This is a genomic window from Bacteroides sp. ET336 (genome assembly GCF_024733815.1).
GTDB lineage: Bacteria > Bacteroidota > Bacteroidia > Bacteroidales > Bacteroidaceae > Phocaeicola > Phocaeicola cellulolyticus.
Window position 1 is genome coordinate 59,685 of sequence record NZ_JANRHK010000005.1, and the last position, 18,405, is coordinate 78,089.

Genomic DNA, 18,405 nt, shown 5'->3' on the forward strand with positions numbered 1-18,405 from the left:
GATATTATACTATATGTTATTTCTCAGTTCCGAATTTGAAAATGCAATGGCTGTAATATGTTTCACCAGGTTTCAGTATTACAGAAGGCCATTGTGGTTTGTTTGGGCTGTCAGGATAATGTTGTGTTTCAAGACATACTGAAGCACGCTGTGGGTATGCTATACCTTGTTTTCCTTTAACTTCTCCTGTAAGGAAATTTCCTGTATAAACCTGTATCCCCGGTTCGTTAGTATAAACTTCCAGTGTTATGCCGCTTATAGGACTTGTAAGTCTGGCTGCCACTTTTGTATCATCACCTTTTGTGTTCAGTACCCAGTTGTGATCGAAGCCATTTCCGAATTTCACCTGTTCGTTGTCGAATGCAGTTACGTCAGGAGCAATTGTTTTTGGTGTATTGAAGTCGAAAGGAGTATCTTTTACTGCCATCATTTCACCTGTGGTCATGTATGTACTGTCAACTGGAGTTATACTGTCGGATGCTACATATAGTATATGGTCAGTTGCAGGTTTCGACATATCTCCGCTTAAGTTGAAATAAGAGTGATTAGTCATGTTTATGACAGTCGTCTTATCTGTTGTAGCATCATATTTAATGTCTATTGCATTGTCTGATGTCAGAGTATATGTTACGTTAGCTGTAACATTGCCAGGGAAATTGTTGTCTCCATCAGCCGATTTCATTGTAAGTACGATAGTGCTGTCGTTTGTTTGATTTGCCTCATATACCTGATATTGCCATCCGGTAGGTCCGCCATGCAGGCAATGTCCGAAGTTGTTTGTAGGAAGTTGTATTTCCTGTCCGTCAATATTTATTTTCCCCTTGTTTATTCTGTTTGCATATCTGCCTATGCTTGCTCCGAAGTCACTTGGTATATTCTGATAGTCATTTATATTATCGAATCCAAGTACCACGTCAGTCATTTTTCCGTTCTTGTCAGGTACCATGATGGAAACTATTCTACCTCCGAAGTTTGTTACACAGACCTCCATTCCGTTATTGTTGGTAAGTCTGTATAGACCCGTTTTCTTGTTTCCGTCAATAATAGTTTCAAATTTAGCTGGGTCAAGTCCTGAAAGTGTCAACTCAGTTTTCTTCTCTTGTGAGGCGCATCCACTCAATAGTATGATTGCAGCTCCCATACTTAAAAATGACTTTTTCATGTTTCTCATTAATATATTAAATGGTAAATGTTTTTTCACGGTGTAAAAGTAACACTTATTTTATTCCATTGTTCAAAAAAATATATGTTATACAGCATTAAAGTGTTGTTTTTACACTTATCGATTTAAGGTTGATGTTTTATCGTATTTTCTTCCTATCAGCGATGTGAATATCTGTTAAAAAAATGACAGGTCGTTTTTTAAAAACGTATGAATTGCTGATTTTTGTGGAAAATAAGAGTAGAATTATAGTAAACTATGATAGTTTTTCTGTGTTGGATATCTTGATATGGTTTGATGTCCGGAGAGATGAGGCTTCCTTTCTGTTCAGACTATCGAAAATTTATGCCTAATTTCAGAATCCCTCAGGTTTTTACGTTGATCCAAAATTGTGTCCGACATTTGTCCGACCTCTAAAACAGCAAAAGCCGCAACTTATTGAGTTACAGCTTTTTACTTCTGCACGGGAAGAGAGGCTCGAACTCTAATGACATTTTCTTTAAGATAGTCATATCTGATTATCAATATATTACGCTTTATAATACTATGTTTTTTATATCTCTTGAGTCCTGAATCAGTCCGTCAGGTATGTTTTGTAAGTAGCTGATTTACATTTTCTAATAGCTTGATACGCTCATCTTTCTCTTTTATGATTTTTTCAAGAAGTTCAATTTTCTCTATATAATATAAGGTATCATCGTTTTTTGAAATTCCTGTTTGTTTAAAAGGTTTCTCCCTTTCAAAAAATGTGTCCATAGAAACACCGAAGAAATCTGCTACTTTTTCCAGACGTTTTACTGTAGGATTCCCGTTTACGATTTGGGCCAGTGAAGCATTTGCTTCAGTGCCGATGTATCTTAAAAGTTCCTTATTTGGTACTTTCTTGTCTAACAATAATTGTTTGATAACATTACCATTATACATTGTATTATCTTTTATATTTATGTCTCTTTCAAAGAATATATCAATAGGTACGTTGAAAAAGTCAGCAATCTTCTCCAGTGTATTACAGTTAGGTATGTTTGTTCCTTTAATTATATTATCAAGCGTAGCCTTTTGTATATTAGCAAAACGATAAATTTCAGCCTTTTTGACTCTTCTTTCGTTTATTAATACTTCTATGATATATCCTTTAAACATATCTTGATTTATTTATCTTTCATAAGAATCTGTATAGTCCTTTCTTTTTCGGCGAGTAACTCTTTGAGATATACTATTTCTTTTTCATATTCATTTATGCTTATGTTACCATTGACTTTGTTATAGTTTCCTGTGATATTGTGTCCAATATTATGTAAAGCTTGTTTGTCTCTATCAAAGAAGTAATCCATAGGTACATTAAAGTAGTCTGCTATGCGTTCTAACTTTATGCAACCTATTTCTGAACCTCTTTTAAGTACATTGTCAAGGGTTTGTACTGCTATATCTACAGATTCGCAAAAGTCTTTTTTTGATATTCTCTGTTCGTCTATAAGTGATGCAATTCTTTCAGGTTTGAACATAATAATTTAATTATAATGGTTCTAAATAATATATTATTATGTAATTTAATCACAGAATAATATGTGATTAATCACATTATTTTGTATGTTTGCATTATAAAATTAATAATTAAATCAATAGTAAATAATATAATCATCTAAAAAGTAACAAAAATGGTAATATCTAACTATTATTCATCACTTACGGGCAAAGACAAGAGTAAGTTCATTCGAGATGTTCTCGAGCTTTGCGACATTTCTTACCCTTCTTTCTTTACTAAAATGAAGAAAGACTCTTGGACTAAACTCGAGCGTGAGGCGATAGAGAAGTTTATTAAACAAGAAAATGAAAAATCAACTTGAATTCTACAACACTCCTTCAGGTTATGTAATGTATGATGACGGACAGAAGACATCACTTTTATCTGAATCCAGCCGTGATGTTGTTGATGATATACTTGATACCATACGCGAGTGTTATTCAGATGCGTACCGTGCACTTGATAAATGTTATTCTAAGGCTTCTAAGAATCCAAGGTTCAAGAACTATAAAATGGTACACAGGTTCCTAAGATGTAATTGCGGTGAGTTCGACACTCAGAAGATTGATTTCATTAATGGTAATATTAATCTCGAGCAAGTACATTGTCCTCTAAGAGGCACAAAAGATTGTGAATACGAAAACATAATATGCAATCCGAAACGAACTTCAGTTCTTGGTGTAAGACAAATGCAGATAGCTGCAGCACTGGCTGAAGGACTGACACCACAAGAGATTTCAGATAAGCTATTTGTTTCAATCCATACGGTCCACAATACAATACAGGCCATTAAGGTTAAGTTAGAATTAAAGAACACAAGCCAGATTATAACCTGGTATAATAACTTGAATATATGAATACACAAAAAGTTGTCTATTATAAGGATAAGACGGAAATATTACGGGAAAGAATTTTTTCAATTTATTCGGAAAAAGATTTATCCATTATTGATGTTACAGATTATGATGATGACAAAGATTTTGTCATCCTTACTATTCAATATTCCAGTCCTGACATGTTGATTAGATTAGGCGAAGAAATTCAGTATGTAAGAACTTATTATCAACATCTATGATTACTTCAGATACAATTTCAATGACAAAATCAGACATTCACAAGATTGGTGATCTGATTAAAATAACTGCCAGGAAATGCAGTGATAAGGTTCAACCTAAAATCAAAGTTGGACAGCTTTTCAAGATACTTGGTATAAGAAATCTTAAATCAGGCGCTACAGGTCTGTCAGTACAGCTATCCGGAACTAAACGGAAATATAAAATCAATTCAGATTCATTCTCATGGGTGATTACTACTATTGGAGAAATCCAAAAGGAGACATTCAAGGTTATGATGGAGAATGATGAGAAACGTTTGAATATGGTACTTTCTCCTGATGAAAAAGGCATGATGGCCGTTACTCCACTAATCATTTACCAGTTGGCATGGGAGTACGCAATGGATGTTGTCAAGATGTGTGCCGATAACAAGATTAGCTTACTTAGAAATACTACCAGAGAGATACGCAAACTGCGTGATGAATATTACTATTTCGTAAAGCATGATCTTGATTTCGCACATCAGCAACGAGTAATCGATAAAACGCTTGAGCTTAAGAAGACATTTAATTGTGATCTTACACTGATGTTACTATACCATATCCAATATATGGTTAAAGTATCATCCTGATTGGCCATACACTCAGATAAGAGTAACTGCTATAATGGTTCAGATAATAATTTCAATTTGCGATGTACATAATCATTACATGGATATCCTTCTAAAAGAGAAACTTGGCGGTTATCGACAGAGCAAGCGTATTCCGATTATGGAGAAATTATCAAATCTTATGGATGTTATTCATGGTGAAAGTAACAAGATGCGATTTAAGGATTACAACCTGGATAATGCAATCCGTGTGGTTTCTAAGAAAATATTATCAATCGAATACACATTTAACGAAGTTCAATAAGGTGCTATGGTAAAGAAAAAAAATGTAATTCATATCAATCGACTTAAGTATATCAAAAAACGTAGGATGCAGAAATATCATGCAAGAAAATGGATGCGATTCTTTCGTGAACATGGTGTTGATCCGTTGTGGATTAATTCATTGAAGAAGGTTTTAATCTTATTGAATAAAAGTTTTTGATTATGACAAACAAAATAAATATTAATGAATTAAGAGATAGAGCCTATGAGTGCGCAAAAGCTCATGGTTGGCATGATACAGAACTAAGTGATGAGCATTTTCTCTGGTTAGTTATTACAGAACTGGCGGAAGCGACTAATGCTAATAGGTGTGGTAAAAGAGCAAAAACAGAAGACTACAACAGTCGAATGAATTATTTTGATACGCAGAATCTTGAACCTGATGTTTATAATTATGCGTTCAAAAATCAATATAGTTTCTTCATTAAGGATTCATTTGAGGATGAGCTTGCAGATACATGTATTCGGTTGTTAGACCTTGCTGGATTACGTAATTTAGACCTTTCATATATTAATAATATGATTGGTCAGATGAAAACTGTTACTGATACATGGACTGAATTCTGTCTGAAAACAGCATTCATGTTATCACATGAAGAGCAGCCATTACAGGCTAAGATATTATATATCCTTGGTGGCACTATAGACTATTCATCTCAGAACAATATTGATATACTATGGTATATCGAACGTAAGATGAAATATAATGAATTACGACCTTATAAACACGATAAACTGTATTAATTATGATAACACGTATAAAAATAACACTAAAGAACGGTAAGACAAGATTATTGAATTTTGGTATCAATAACATTGAAAAAGTGGATAAAACAAGACCTTTATTTATACAGTTAGAGAATGGTTCTTCATTCATTAATGTTACTAGCGAAGGTATTTTAACCGATAAGAAAGAGCTGTGTATTAATGAGGTTAATAGTGAACGCAGTTTTAGTATTCCCGCTTTTAAGATTTTCGGATGGTGTTACGTTGATTAAACGAATGATATATGGGGGCAAAACTACACAACATAGCAACATGGGAGAAAATCTTCCCGACAAAACAGATTGAGCATGTATATTACACTACCGATATGCTTGTACGCAAAGTTACCGGTTACATAACTGTCACCAGGCGCACGCTGATGAACGGCATGGTCACAAATATAACCAGGCGAAAACGTGTCCGATGGGATGGATGTGGCCGATGTTACAACATCAACAATAATAACAGATTGCGTGATTATGATATTCACTTCACCGACTGAAGTGTAATTTTTAATAGCCGGCAAATTATCCATATTTGCCGGACACTCCTAAAACTCTAAAACATGATATCTAATTCAGACATAGAAAAAATCCTCGACCGTGCCGATATTGTTGATGTTGTCGGTCAGTTCGTCCAGCTGCAGCGTGCCGGTGTGAGGTATAAGGCATGTTGTCCTTTTCATTCCGAGGATACACCTTCGTTCATGGTGGACCAGGCACGAGGATTGTGGTACTGCTTTGGTGCCTGTAAGGAAGGTGGGAACGTGATACGGTTTGTTCAGAAGATTAATAACATGAATTTTCCTGAAGCCTGTCATTGGCTGGCTGATAAGTACGGTATCGATATCGAGGACAAAAACGAAAAGAAAAGCCCGGATGAATTGAAAGCTATCCGCAAACGTGAGTCTATGTTTGCCATTAATGCTTTTGCTTCGGATTTCTTTATCTCAAATCTTGCAAAACCTGAAGCTGATGCAGCCCGTTCAAAAATTAAACAAAGATGGGGCGAACAATATCCTCTGGAACAGGGTATCGGTTACGCCTTGCCTTCATGGTCATCATTGGCAGATGCAGCTTTAAAGGCCGGGTACTCAGCAGAACTGATGGTTGAATGTGGACTGATCCGACAGCGTAAGGAAGGTGGTTATTATGATTTCTACCGTGACCGAATCATGATACCTATCCGTGATCGCTTTAGGAATATCATTGGTTGGACTGCTCGAGACATGAGCGAGGTTGAAGGTACTCCCAAATATCTCAACTCTTGCCAGAGCGAGATATATGATAAATCAGATAGTATATTCGGTATTGATAATGCAATTCGTCAGGCTGCAAAAGAAGAGAAGTTCTATTGTGTTGAAGGTGCACCTGATGTTATTCGCTTGCAAAGCCTTGGCATAAACAATACCATTGCGTCACTGGGTGCAGCGTGGACAAAGAAACAGTTCTATCAGCTGAAGAAATATGCCACATCGATATGCTTTCTTCCTGATGCTGATGCAGTCAAACAAGGCGAACAATACGGTACCGGAATAGCTGCTGTTATCAAGTCCGGGCAACTGGCCATGGAGTGCGGTTTTTCCGTATCGGTTAAAGAGATTCCTATAGGTGATGGCAACACTAAGAATGATCCGGATTCATACTGTACAAATCGTACTAGGTTCAAGGATCTTGAAGAAGTTGATTTCATAACCTGGTATGCCGGATATGCTTTCAAGGCTGACGGTACCACTGAAGACAAAAGTTCTGCAGTAACCAAGATTGCTCAGATGGTTGCCATGGTAGGCGATGATGTAAAGGAGCAGATGTATCTTGAACAACTGAAGAAAATTTATAACCATGGTAAACTATGGCAAACGGCCATAAACCGTGAGAAACAAAAAATCTCAGAATCCAAAGCCGACAAAACAAAGACTATTAATCGTGACCTGTTGGCCAAATATGGTTTCTTTGAGTCAAACAACTGCTACTATAGCACAAATGACGGTAAGGAATTTCAATGGTCTAACTTCGTGATGCAGCCTATGTTTCATATCAAGGATAGCTTGAACCCTAAGCGCTTGTATCGTATCAGGAATCAGAACAAACAGGAAGAGATTGTTGAGATGAAACAAGAAGACCTTGTGTCGTTATCAAAGTTCAAGCAAAAGGTTGAAGGTCTTGGTAACTATATCTGGTTGGCTACAGAAAAAGAAATGACCAGGTTGAAAATGTATCTTTATGAGCAGACAGAAACAGCAGTTGAAATAACTCAGCTCGGTTGGCAACGCAAAGGATTCTATGCTTTTGGTAATGGAGTTTTCGACACCGAATGGCATCAGGTTGATGAATATGGTATCGTTCGCCTGGCAGATAAAGGTAATTACTACTTGCCGGCATCAAGCATGATATATCGTGATGATGATAAGCTGTTCCAGTTCGAACGCAGATTCGTTCACTTGAACTATTCCGGGATATCTATGAAGGAATACTTCACAAAACTTGTAGCTGTGTTCGGTGATAATGCCAAGGTAGGTATATGTTTCCTTCTTGCTACATTATTCCGTGATGTCATTACAGGCTATACCAAGAGCTTCCCGATACTCAACCTTTTCGGACCTAAAGGTTCTGGTAAGTCTGAACTCGGACACAGCCTTATGTCATTATTCATCATCGACAATACACCGCCTAACATACAGAATGCTACTATTCCGGCATTGGCAGAACTGGTCGCTCAGTGTTCCAATGCCCTGGTACATATCGATGAGTTTAAAAACAACATCGACATTGACAAACGTGAGTATCTAAAAGGTTTGTGGGATGGAGCCGGACGAAGCCGTATCAATATGGATCGAGACAAGAAACGTGAGATAACAGCCGTTGATTCCGGTGTTATCCTTTCCGGTCAGGAAATGGCAACTGCTGATATCGCACTCTTCAGCCGTCTTGTATTCCTTACCTTCTCAAAATCGGAGTTTTCCGATGCTGAGAAGAAAAGATATAGTGAACTGGTTGATATCCGCAAACGTGGCTTATCACATTTAACCCTGCTGATATTGCGTCATCGTGCCAAAATGGAGCAACAGTTCGTAAGCAACTATCATTCATGCCTGTCTGATATTATCGAGGGGCTTGGAGCGGAAAAGGTTGAAGACCGCATTCTCCGTAACTGGATAATACCTCTTGCTGCTTTCAGAACACTCGAGGGTGTCCTCGACTTGCCGTTCTCATACCAGGATATCCGCAAGGTTACACTCGAAGGCATAGTACGTCAGAACGCTGAATGTAAGAGTAACAACGAGCTGGCCAACTTCTGGAATGTCGTTTCGTTCCTTCAGCAGGATGGAGAAATCTTTATCGAAGGTGACTACCGTATTGAATATGTCAATAAGTTAAAGACTAACCTGATTAAAATAGAACAACAGTTCCAGGAACCCAAGGCAGTATTGATGATGAGACGCAGTCGAATATTTATGCTTTATAAAAAGTTCGGCAAACAGGTAGGTGACTCAGTCCTTCCTGAAGGTTCACTGAATTACTACCTCGAGAACTCTAAGGAGTATATGGGTAAAAAGAACTCTGTTCGTTTTAAGAACATACAGAATGGTGTCGAGGTACAGAAAGCAGAACAGACAGGTACAGGCGGTATCACTTACCGCAAGACATCAACCCCGGATATCGCACTATGTTTCGATTATAAGATGATACGTGATACATATAATATCAACCTCGAGGTAGAGGTTGAAGGTAGAGAATCTACCGATGATGAATTAGATTGAACATTTTAATATTAAAGAATTATGGAAACAAAAATTATTACAAGAGTAAACAATGTGGACATCGTTGCCACAAGTGATGAACAGTTAGTGCCTATCCGTCCGATATGCGATGCATTGGGTATTGACTACAAGGTTCAATGGCAAAAGCTGAAAGATGACGAAGATTTGAGTTCAACTATGGTGCTGAGCACCACGGTTGGAGCCGATAGAAAGGAGCGTGAAATGTGCTGCCTTCCTATCCGCTATATTTTCGGATGGCTCTTTACTATCAACCCCAAGAATGTGAAACCTGAAGCTCAAGAGGCGGTTCGTGCTTACCGCCGCAGTTGTTACGATGCTCTTTACGCTCACTTCTTCGGATCGCAGAAACGCCAGATAGAACAGAATCAGATTGAGATTAGATTGCTTGAAGAAATTGCTGACCTTAACCAGCAACAGCAGCAGTTGAAGCAGACTATATCTGAGAAGCGTAGAAAACTGGATAAGTTGCGTGAAGAGAGATTAAAGAACGAACCTCAATTGTTTGATTAAGATTGGTTATAATTAATGTTTTTAGAGTTTATAAGGGCAATCGTTGTGAAACGCTTGCTCTTTTTTTATGTTTATTCTTTGCTATTCCAAAATAAATCACCATATTTGCAGTGCTAATTCATTTTATTTCAGGAAATGCAGGACGATTGGCTTGCATTTATTGCAGGCATTTTTTATGTCCGAATATTTGGTAGTACCATTAAAATATTGGTATCCGTGTACCCCCGTCGCAGTGCGTTAATGCGCCTGCTAGCATTTCCTGATAGATGTGAATTAGCAGCGGGACAGGCACGGATACTTTTTTATTATTATGTTACATACTTATCAGGATTCCAATACAGCTATGCTAAGCTGCTTCGGAACGTCAATCCACGAAACGGATATTCGTTCATTCAACAGTAATGCTTTGAGAGTTTATAATCCGGTAACCGGTGTTCGTCATCGCAAGGCAAGTACCACTTCTGAAATAAGACAGAAGATTTGCAGCTACTTTCTTGATGCGTTTCCGGATGTACGTCGTATCAAGATAGTTGATACTGGTCAAAAGTTCTCAGCTCGTGTATGGTTTAAGTCCGGCAGGACATTTTGCGAGAAAGCATATTCTGTCAGTAATCTTTATGGACTATTAGATGAAAGGATTCGTAATGTATTATACCAATAATAATATTGTAGAAAGATGCCTGTACGGTTTTCCGTATGGGCATTTTTCATATATGTCAAGGTCTATTCTTACCTTTTCCTACGGGGTGAAAATGGCTTCTACACCTTCTACACTTTCTACAATGTTGAAAATGAGTGTTTTATATATTCTACATCTATTCTACAAACCTTCTACAAATTTCTACAAAATGATGAAATTGTTAAAACCTTCTACAAATTACTTCATTTTCTACAGGATTTCTACAAATGTAGAAGCCTTAGAAAATTATAAACTATTGATAATCAATAGTTTTTGTAATTTGTAGAAAGTGTAGAAGGTGTAGAAGGCAAAAAGTATGTCATTCTTGGAGAAATACTTTTTGCTTAAGACTTAATTCGTGGTAGATTTATATGTCTAAAAAGTAATATAAATATTATCTTTGTGATATGTAATCTTCTTATTATGAGCAACATCGTTTTTTACATCAAACTTGAGCCTTATTTGAAACAATGGCTGCATAACAGCCTTGGTAATCCTGTAGTGTTTCCACCTCAGAGTAATGAGAATGCTGTTATCCGTCGTTTCCTTCGTAAACGGCCACCTGAAGTTCTACCGGAATTGGCAGATGATGAACTCACTGCTATTGTTATTCCAGACTCTAAAGCAAAACCGCCCCAGTATTACAACTACCTTGGTAAAAAAGCCAAAGCTGCAGTAAAGGAAACAATCGAAGATCTGTTCCGTGCAAATCTTTGGAATGAGATGAGTGATCTTACCAGACGTGAATGTGGACTTAACAAGACCATTGCAGCCTGGTGCGAAATGCACGGTATTGATGATGACTATTCTGAAACTGTTCGTCAGAAATATTATCGTATGCGTACTTCCTACAGTAGGAGAGGAATATTTTTAGGTTCTTTAACGCGAAAACACTCGGATGAGTGATGCGTTTTTGTACTGAACCGAACAACACCGAACACAATAATATAAACACCTATAATTATGATACACATCATTAATAACATCCGAAAAGTTGAGTGCATCGAAGCCTATCACCTTCAGCACTCTGATATAATTGCCGACCGTGGAGTGTTCCTCAATGTTTATCAGCAATTCGAAAAAATCTCAACTATCGGACTGAGTTCTGTAGAGATTTCCGACAAAATTGAGAATAATCTGAGAGTTTTCACTACTAAACTTACCATGACCCGTTGTGAAAAACTTCTTCCAGGATCCAAAAAATATTGTTTCAAGGTTACAACTGTTACCGGTTCTGAGTTTCTTATCGGTTCAGCAGATAAACCATATCCGGTTATCGAAAACAGCGAAAGTTTTCCTTCTGCACCTGGCGGAAAGTCCGGTGCTACCGTAACTGTTACCTATACTTCTACAATTCCGATGCTTGCCATATTAGATTAGAGTCTTTTTATACAATATATATAAGGTATAATATTGCATATACAAATTTTTGACTATATGGAATATAACCTTAGTATTGATTCGCACATCGGCCCTTGGGGATATTCAAAGAACTTTATCCGCAATCAGATGTCAGGCTTAAAGAATAAGCCTGTCAATGTGCGTGTATCGTCACTCGGTGGTTCCGTTGACGATGCACTTGATATTCGCCAGCAGTTCATCGACCATGGCAATGTTACTTGCTATCTTTATGGTTATGTAGCCAGTGCTGCTACAATTCTTGCTACAGGTGCAAAGAAAACCTGCATGTCACAATACGCTTTCTATCTTATTCATAAGGTTTCAAACTGGATAGATGCCTGGGGCAATTATAATGCAGACCAGATTCAGCAGCTTATCGACGACTTGAAGGCAAACAAGCTCGAGAATGATAAGATGGACTTGGTTCTGGCTAATCTTTATGCCAACAAGTGCAAGAAAAAAGTTGATGAGATTCTTCCGATCCTGAAAGAAGGCCGTTGGCTGACAGCTAAAGAAGCACTTGAATATGGTTTCATTGACGAGATCATTGAAGACGGTACAAAGCTGAATTTTGACGATGACATGAAGATCCGTTTCAACATGTTTCATCTTCCGGAACTTCCGGCTCAAGATAAGAAAACTGAAACAAAGGATGATGAAGCACCTAACTGGTTCAATAACTTCGTTAATAAATTTCTGAAGCCACAAAACATAGAAACAACACAGGCTCAAAATAAGACACAAATAAATTCTACTCAAAAGTTTATGAAAAAGGATTATCAGAAAGTCAATTCCATCTTGAAAATCGATGGTATGGAATTTGACAAAGATGGTAAGGTAACTCTTACTGAAGACCAGGTCAAAGCCATCAACGACCACATTGCCAACATTGAGAAGGAATCTTCTGATAAAGACAATGAAATTTCAGACCTCAAGACTCAGAACGAAAACCTGAAGAAGAATGATGGTGATGAAACAACACACATCAATGGTGATGAAGGTGATGACAATGATGACATCACAAAACTGAATTCAGCTAACGAAATGTTTAACAACGTAAAAGATTTGTTGTAATATGCCAGACGAAAAAGGATACGTAAAAATTACTGATGAGCAGCTTTCCAAGTCTGCTGTCAAGTATAGAAAAGAATTGCTGATGATGCCGGTTTTTGCCATGGCTACTACTTTGAAGCACATGACACAGAGACCTGGTGTTCGTGGTAAGGAAGTTGTTGGCGAACTTGCCGGTAATATAGAACTGGGACCATACGATGAAGGTCGTGAGGATACTGATGCAGTTGCTATCAATCCACGCGTTTTGGAGACATTCCTCGGTTCTGTTGTCAAGAAGTTTTCTCCTAACTCTGTATGGCAGACTGTTTATGGTAACTTGATTTCTAAGGGTGATGCATTAAAAAATGTTGACATCACTCGCCAGGTATTGACTTTCCTTTCCGCAAAACTCGGGGCAAACCTTAATGCGCACCTTTGGAATGCGGTTCGTAGTGATGCCGGTACTAAATCAAAAGACCTTTTTAATGGTTTTGATACAATTACCAATACAGAGAAGACAGCAAACAAGATTTCTGCCGACCTTGGCAATATGTTTGTTATCGAGGCTATAAGCAAAGATAATGCTGTAGATGTACTAAAGGCATTCTACCGTGCTGCAGACCCTGTATTGCGTGAAACTCAAACTAAATTGTTTATACCTCAAGGTGTATATGATAATTACGTTGATGATTATCAGGCTACAGTTGGTCATGTTCCTTATAATACATCATTTGAGAAGACCGTTCTCGAGGGCTCTAACGGCAGATGTGAACTGGTTCCTTTGGCTAATAAGGCTGGCTCGCCTTATATACATCTTACTCCAAAGAGTAACATGTTGGTTGGTTTTGGTAATGGAGCGGACAACGAAAAGATTCTGGTTGAAAAACACCATGCTTTCAAGCTTGATTTCATTGCCACTACTTATTTCGGTGTTGAGTTTGAATCAATTTCAAAAGAGCGACTTCTGGTCGGTACTATTGATGGTACAACTTCTGTTGTCGCTGGTATAGGAGGCTAATATATGTCAGTAGATTGTACAAGTAAAGGGATGTACGAATCCCTTGCCTGGTGTCCTGGTCAGACCTCGACACCGGGTATAAGACGCAAGGTTTATTTCATTCCAAAAAGCTGGATTACAAAGTGGCCTGTACTTCCTGAGATTAGTGGTGCTGAAGATATGGCATCATTGGCTACATACGAGGGTGATTTCGTTTTGGCTGCAGATAAGAAATGGCAGTACATTGAATTGCTGACTACTAAGTCATCAATCAATTCCGATTCTCAGGGCGAAATGCCTTCCAAGACATTCCTGAACAAAGCTACACTTGTTCATGCCGGTACCGACGAAGAAGCATCAGGTTTTTGTCGTCAGGCTAATATCGATGAATTGATATTCCTTTGTCAGCAGAAAAACGGTAAATTCCGTGTCGTAGGATCTGAAGCTTTCGATCCTTCAGTTACCATTTCACAGACTTCCGGAGAAGGTGATACCGGTACTGCAGGAACTACGCTCGAGGCTCAGTGTACTGATGTATGTCCTTCTCCATTCTACACTGGTAAGATTGAAACTGTAGATGGTGACATTTCCGGAGCTGACGGTAGTGCTATAGAATCGGGTGGTTAATTAAATAGGAGATAGGTTTATGTTTATAGATGATAAATTAACTACAGACATGCAAGGCTGGCTCAATACTGAGCCGGCTAAGCGTGATTTATTGAAGGGTGCTGAGATGGTTCTGAAACTTACACGTAACCGTATATTGTTTCAGAACATTTCACGCAACCCTCAGAAGTTCGCTTCTAAAATAGAATACGAACTGAATAAATATCTTAAAATCCGTCTTGACCGCAAGACTATTCAGGATGTTGTTCAAATGGATAAAGTGTTGGTTCCATCTGTTGAAAAGACATTGGAAACATTCAAACCTACAGAGATAAGTTCTGATGACGATGTACCTCAAGAGGCTGTCATCGCAAAAGGAAAGCGTGAAGACCATGATTCTTTGCCCGTAGAAATCCAACAGTTATGGGAATCTAACAAGGATATATATTTCCGACTGAAGGAAACTTTCGAAACATTGAAAACCATGAGAGATGCTCTTCCTTGCGACAGGTACGAATACCTGAAGCAATTGGAAGAGCTGGATACTAAATATCGGGATAACATGAACAAATACGACCATTACAAGCCGGGTGATCAGGAAGATATGGGTGCTGAAGGTGAATCTCCTGAAGATCCTGCTGAGATGGCCAAGAAAGTCAGTGCTGCAAGGGGCTACCTTTCAGACAACAAGAAAAAACTTGCTGAACTTAAGGAAGCAGAAGACCAGGAAAAGTACGAAAAACTGCTTGCCAAGATGCAAGCCAAGTACGACTTCCTGATATCCACTGGCAACAATGTTAGTGATGACCAGGTTAAAGCTTTACAAGATTTAGGGCTTAAGGTATGAAGATTGTAAACCGATTGTTGAAGCCGATATCCGATATGCCGTTACAAGCCTATCTGGATAATCGGCTTCAACTTTTTGATGTTCTCGAGTTCATTCTGTTGCAGACCGATCCGGCAAAAGTTTATGTATCTACATTCTCTACTTCAGAAGAGTTCTTACGCAGACTGTTTTCACTCCGTAAACGTGAACTGATTCTTCATGCTGTTCTTATGGCCGACCTGAAGGCAGCCAAGAAGACCGTGAATCTTTCTACATTTATGGGTGTCGTTTTCGATGATGTATATCTAACAGAGAATCATTCCAAGGTTCTTTTAGTTGAAAACGACAAATGGATGGTTACTGTAGTTACCAGTCAGAACCAGACTCGAGGTAACAGAACTGAATGTTCTATTATTACAACGCAACCTGATATCTTCCTTACATTGAGAGACCAGTTTTCCGATATTATTAATACACGCAGCTTGCATCTACATGGAATTAACTTCAACACAGATTAACCGTATAAAGGAGCTGGCTTCTATGCTTACTCCGGTGTCGGACATTGCAGTTCTGATGGATATTGACGAACGCGGATTCCGTGAAATCCTTTCAGACAAATCTCATCCTGCAAGTCTGGCTTACCGCAAGGGTAAAGCAGAACGCGCCCTTCAGATCCGAAAGAACGAACTTGAACTGGCTGAAGCCGGAAGTCCGCTTGCCGTTCAGCTTATAGGTTCATATCTTCGTGATATGGACTCAGACGAAGATTTATAATGATTTATGCCACTACCAGCAACTATAGATATAGCCAAAGAGTATCTTTTCGCATCGGTTGATGAGATGAGAGAGAAGAATATCCCAGAGATAATACAGCAGCGCCTGTTGCGTCTCAGGGATATGTATAATTATTGGCTTCAATACCCTCGCATACGTGAACAGGAAATCGTGCTTGAACTGCAGAAACGGTACAATATACAGAAATCGGCAGCTTATGAGGATATCCGTATAATCAAGTATCTTCTTGGTGATCTGAACAAAGCCACCAAAGATTATCACCGCTATCGTTTCATTCAGCGCAACGAAGAGAGTTATGAGATGGCTAAACGTATGAAGGATGCCAGGGCGATGGCAGCTTGTGACAATTACTATGCCAAATACATGCAGCTCGACAAAGAGGATGCTAAGGATCTTGGTTACGACAAAATTGTTATCCAGCCATTCCAACCATCTACAGACCCGACTATCCTCGGTATTCGCCCTATTCCGAATATCCGTCAGCGTATTGCTGATAAGATTAAGCAGTACATGAACGAGGATATCCAAGACATCAGGTTTGAGGATGCAGACTTTAACGAAGATGATATTTTCAACCCTAAAAAGGTGGAGGAGCCTGAACCATGAGAGAATACTTTCACGAAACACAGCAGCAGGTTCTTTATACTCCGGCAAAGGATATTGTACTTTGTGCCGGACGTGGTTGGGGTAAAGGCCCAATACATGCGGCTATCAACTTGAGAAACATGCAGCGTATGCCTGGTAGTATTACCGGCTTTGTCGCTGCCAACTGTAAACGTGCCTTGACAAATACCATTCCTTCAATGCTTATACATTGGCAGAAATGGGGCTATAAGCGTGATGTTCATTGGACTATCGGTAAGAAACCGCCCAAATCATGGGGATGGGGTGAACCTATATTCCAGCCGGACAACTGGGAAAATGTGATTTCCTTCTACAATGGTTCCATAGGTTACATCATCAGTCAGGACCGTTCCGGAACTTCCAACTCCTTTTCTCTTGATTATCTCGATATTGACGAGGCAAAGTATATTGACTTTGAGCAGCTGAAGGATGAAACACTTCCTGCTAATCGTGGTAATAAGCAGCACTTTGGGAATCATTACTTTCACCATGGTATGCTTATCACTTCCGATATGCCTGTTACAAAAAAAGGTTCCTGGTTCCTGGACTACGAAAAGAAATGTGACCCGGAACTTATCGAAGTCATTCAGGCTACAGTTCATGAAATATGGCGTACCAAGCAGCGCATACGTGACCTGCAGGCAAAGTCTGAGCCTGTACCTTTATATCTGAAGGATTATCTTCGTACACTGAATCGTGATGTGTGCCGTTTAGGTTCTGCAGCTGTATTGTACCGTGAGTTCTCCACAATCGAGAATATGCAGCTGTTGGGTGAAGCCTTTATCAACCAGATGAAACGTGACTTGCCACCGCTTACCTTCCAGACGGCTATACTTTGTAAGCGCATAGGTATAAGCAAGGATGGTTTCTACTCGAGCATGACTGAAGGACATAAGTACAATGCAACCGATTTCAGCTATCTTGATAGCCTCGAATATCAGTTCGATAAAATCAAGGAACCTTCATGCCTGATGGACGCTGACCTTGATAGGGATAAGCCTATCTGCATAGCATTTGACTTTAATGCAAATATCAACTGGTTGGTAGCCGGGCAGCCGGACAGGAACAGACTCAAGGTTATCAAATCCTTCTGGGTAAAGTATGAACGTAAGCTCGAAGCTTTGGTTGATGACTTCTGCAAGTATTATCGACATCAGCGACGTAAGGAAGTCATCTTCTATTACGACAGCACTGCACTCGGTTCCAACTATGCAGTCAATGACGAAGACTTCCATTTCGTAATCGAACGTGCGTTCCTGGATAGAGGATGGGAAGTGCGTTCTGTCTATATAGGCCCACCGATGAAGCACATCGAGAAATGGCTGCTCCTCAACCGTATGTTTGCTGGTAAAGCAAAGCTCATTCCTTTCTTCAATGTGCAGAATAACGAAGACCTTCTTATCTCAGTCCAGACAGCAGGTGTGTATAATGGTGGTAAGGATAAGCGAGGTGAGAAACTTGCAGAGACTGAAGAAGATCAGCTTCAGGCGAGAACTGACGGTTCAGATGCTTTCGATACTCTCTGTATCGGTTGCGAGCGTTTCCCTCAGATGACTTTCGATATGTTTGTTACATCTTCTATGTAGTTTTCTATAGCTAATTAGATTTTTCTTAATGTAAGCCCTGATGACCGTGCATGATGGTTGTCGGGGCTGATTTTTTATGCGTGCGATGGCGAGTACCGCGCGTGTAGAG

24 protein-coding genes are annotated in these 18,405 nt (G+C 39.0%); 21 read left to right on the forward strand and 3 right to left on the reverse strand.

Annotated features, from left to right (window positions below):
* Positions 1 to 16: 16 nt before the first annotated feature.
* The 3 genes from NW213_RS06970 to NW213_RS06980 form a co-directional block, all read right to left on the reverse strand.
* On the reverse strand, positions 17 to 1,171 hold the full coding sequence (locus NW213_RS06970; protein ID WP_258322282.1) for an aldose epimerase family protein: 1,155 nt from the start codon (positions 1,169 to 1,171) through the stop codon (positions 17 to 19).
* A gap of 573 nt (positions 1,172 to 1,744) precedes the next feature.
* Positions 1,745 to 2,302, reverse strand: coding sequence for a helix-turn-helix domain-containing protein (locus tag NW213_RS06975; protein WP_235339316.1), 558 nt, complete (start codon positions 2,300 to 2,302; stop codon positions 1,745 to 1,747).
* Between the two features lie 8 nt (positions 2,303 to 2,310).
* Complete coding sequence (locus tag NW213_RS06980) at positions 2,311 to 2,664, reverse strand: helix-turn-helix domain-containing protein (protein ID WP_235339315.1); 354 nt, start codon at positions 2,662 to 2,664, stop codon at positions 2,311 to 2,313.
* 153 nt (positions 2,665 to 2,817) lie between these two features.
* On the opposite strand from NW213_RS06980, the gene NW213_RS06985 reads away from it, so the two are divergent.
* The 21 genes from NW213_RS06985 (at position 2,818) to NW213_RS07085 (ending at position 18,296) form a co-directional block, all read left to right on the forward strand.
* Positions 2,818 to 3,006, forward strand: coding sequence for a hypothetical protein (locus tag NW213_RS06985; protein ID WP_258322283.1), 189 nt, complete (start codon positions 2,818 to 2,820; stop codon positions 3,004 to 3,006).
* Entirely contained in the window at positions 2,990 to 3,541 is a 552-nt protein-coding gene (locus NW213_RS06990; protein ID WP_235354652.1) for a response regulator transcription factor, read from the forward strand. The genes NW213_RS06985 and NW213_RS06990 overlap by 17 nt, the downstream gene beginning before the upstream one ends.
* Positions 3,538 to 3,759 carry a hypothetical protein gene (locus tag NW213_RS06995; RefSeq protein ID WP_258322284.1) on the forward strand — a complete coding sequence of 74 codons (222 nt, stop codon included), beginning with the start codon at positions 3,538 to 3,540 and terminating at the stop codon, positions 3,757 to 3,759. The genes NW213_RS06990 and NW213_RS06995 overlap by 4 nt, the downstream gene beginning before the upstream one ends.
* Positions 3,756 to 4,370 (forward strand): hypothetical protein, encoded by a 615-nt coding sequence (locus NW213_RS07000; RefSeq protein ID WP_258322285.1) that lies wholly within the window; start codon positions 3,756 to 3,758, stop codon positions 4,368 to 4,370. Before NW213_RS06995 ends, NW213_RS07000 begins: the two co-directional genes overlap by 4 nt.
* 34 nt (positions 4,371 to 4,404) lie before the next feature.
* On the forward strand, positions 4,405 to 4,653 hold the full coding sequence (locus NW213_RS07005) for a hypothetical protein (RefSeq protein WP_258322286.1): 249 nt from the start codon (positions 4,405 to 4,407) through the stop codon (positions 4,651 to 4,653).
* A gap of 182 nt (positions 4,654 to 4,835) precedes the next feature.
* Entirely contained in the window at positions 4,836 to 5,417 is a 582-nt protein-coding gene (locus NW213_RS07010; protein WP_258322287.1) for a hypothetical protein, read from the forward strand.
* 2 nt (positions 5,418 to 5,419) lie between these two features.
* Positions 5,420 to 5,671: a hypothetical protein gene (locus NW213_RS07015; RefSeq protein WP_258322288.1), complete on the forward strand. Its 252-nt coding sequence runs from the start codon at positions 5,420 to 5,422 to the stop codon at positions 5,669 to 5,671.
* 11 nt (positions 5,672 to 5,682) lie between these two features.
* Positions 5,683 to 5,940, forward strand: a complete 258-nt coding sequence (locus NW213_RS07020) for a hypothetical protein (protein WP_258322289.1) — start codon at positions 5,683 to 5,685, stop codon at positions 5,938 to 5,940.
* A 63-nt stretch (positions 5,941 to 6,003) separates the two neighbouring features.
* Complete coding sequence (gene dnaG, locus NW213_RS07025) at positions 6,004 to 9,198, forward strand: DNA primase (protein ID WP_258322290.1); 3,195 nt, start codon at positions 6,004 to 6,006, stop codon at positions 9,196 to 9,198.
* A 21-nt stretch (positions 9,199 to 9,219) separates the two neighbouring features.
* The gene (locus NW213_RS07030) at positions 9,220 to 9,729 is read left to right on the forward strand and encodes a phage antirepressor N-terminal domain-containing protein (RefSeq protein WP_258322291.1); all 510 of its coding nucleotides are present in this window, start codon (positions 9,220 to 9,222) and stop codon (positions 9,727 to 9,729) included.
* A 310-nt stretch (positions 9,730 to 10,039) separates the two neighbouring features.
* Entirely contained in the window at positions 10,040 to 10,390 is a 351-nt protein-coding gene (locus tag NW213_RS07035) for a hypothetical protein (RefSeq protein ID WP_258322292.1), read from the forward strand.
* Positions 10,391 to 10,831: 441 nt separating this feature from the next.
* On the forward strand, positions 10,832 to 11,314 hold the full coding sequence (locus NW213_RS07040) for a hypothetical protein (RefSeq protein ID WP_235339304.1): 483 nt from the start codon (positions 10,832 to 10,834) through the stop codon (positions 11,312 to 11,314).
* Positions 11,315 to 11,371: 57 nt separating this feature from the next.
* Positions 11,372 to 11,788 (forward strand): hypothetical protein, encoded by a 417-nt coding sequence (locus NW213_RS07045; protein WP_258322293.1) that lies wholly within the window; start codon positions 11,372 to 11,374, stop codon positions 11,786 to 11,788.
* A gap of 57 nt (positions 11,789 to 11,845) precedes the next feature.
* The gene (locus NW213_RS07050; RefSeq protein WP_258322294.1) at positions 11,846 to 12,883 is read left to right on the forward strand and encodes an ATP-dependent Clp protease proteolytic subunit; all 1,038 of its coding nucleotides are present in this window, start codon (positions 11,846 to 11,848) and stop codon (positions 12,881 to 12,883) included.
* 1 nt (position 12,884) lies between these two features.
* Positions 12,885 to 13,880 (forward strand): hypothetical protein, encoded by a 996-nt coding sequence (locus NW213_RS07055; RefSeq protein WP_258322295.1) that lies wholly within the window; start codon positions 12,885 to 12,887, stop codon positions 13,878 to 13,880.
* Positions 13,881 to 13,883: 3 nt separating this feature from the next.
* Positions 13,884 to 14,486: a hypothetical protein gene (locus tag NW213_RS07060; RefSeq protein WP_235353136.1), complete on the forward strand. Its 603-nt coding sequence runs from the start codon at positions 13,884 to 13,886 to the stop codon at positions 14,484 to 14,486.
* Between the two features lie 19 nt (positions 14,487 to 14,505).
* Positions 14,506 to 15,312: a hypothetical protein gene (locus tag NW213_RS07065; RefSeq protein ID WP_258322296.1), complete on the forward strand. Its 807-nt coding sequence runs from the start codon at positions 14,506 to 14,508 to the stop codon at positions 15,310 to 15,312.
* On the forward strand, positions 15,309 to 15,809 hold the full coding sequence (locus tag NW213_RS07070; protein WP_258322297.1) for a C4-dicarboxylate ABC transporter: 501 nt from the start codon (positions 15,309 to 15,311) through the stop codon (positions 15,807 to 15,809). The genes NW213_RS07065 and NW213_RS07070 overlap by 4 nt, the downstream gene beginning before the upstream one ends.
* Positions 15,784 to 16,065 carry a hypothetical protein gene (locus NW213_RS07075; protein WP_258322298.1) on the forward strand — a complete coding sequence of 94 codons (282 nt, stop codon included), beginning with the start codon at positions 15,784 to 15,786 and terminating at the stop codon, positions 16,063 to 16,065. The genes NW213_RS07070 and NW213_RS07075 overlap by 26 nt, the downstream gene beginning before the upstream one ends.
* Positions 16,066 to 16,071: 6 nt before the next feature.
* The gene (locus NW213_RS07080) at positions 16,072 to 16,692 is read left to right on the forward strand and encodes a hypothetical protein (protein WP_258322299.1); all 621 of its coding nucleotides are present in this window, start codon (positions 16,072 to 16,074) and stop codon (positions 16,690 to 16,692) included.
* Complete coding sequence (locus NW213_RS07085) at positions 16,689 to 18,296, forward strand: hypothetical protein (RefSeq protein ID WP_258322300.1); 1,608 nt, start codon at positions 16,689 to 16,691, stop codon at positions 18,294 to 18,296. The genes NW213_RS07080 and NW213_RS07085 overlap by 4 nt, the downstream gene beginning before the upstream one ends.
* The last annotated feature ends 109 nt before the right edge of the window (positions 18,297 to 18,405 follow it).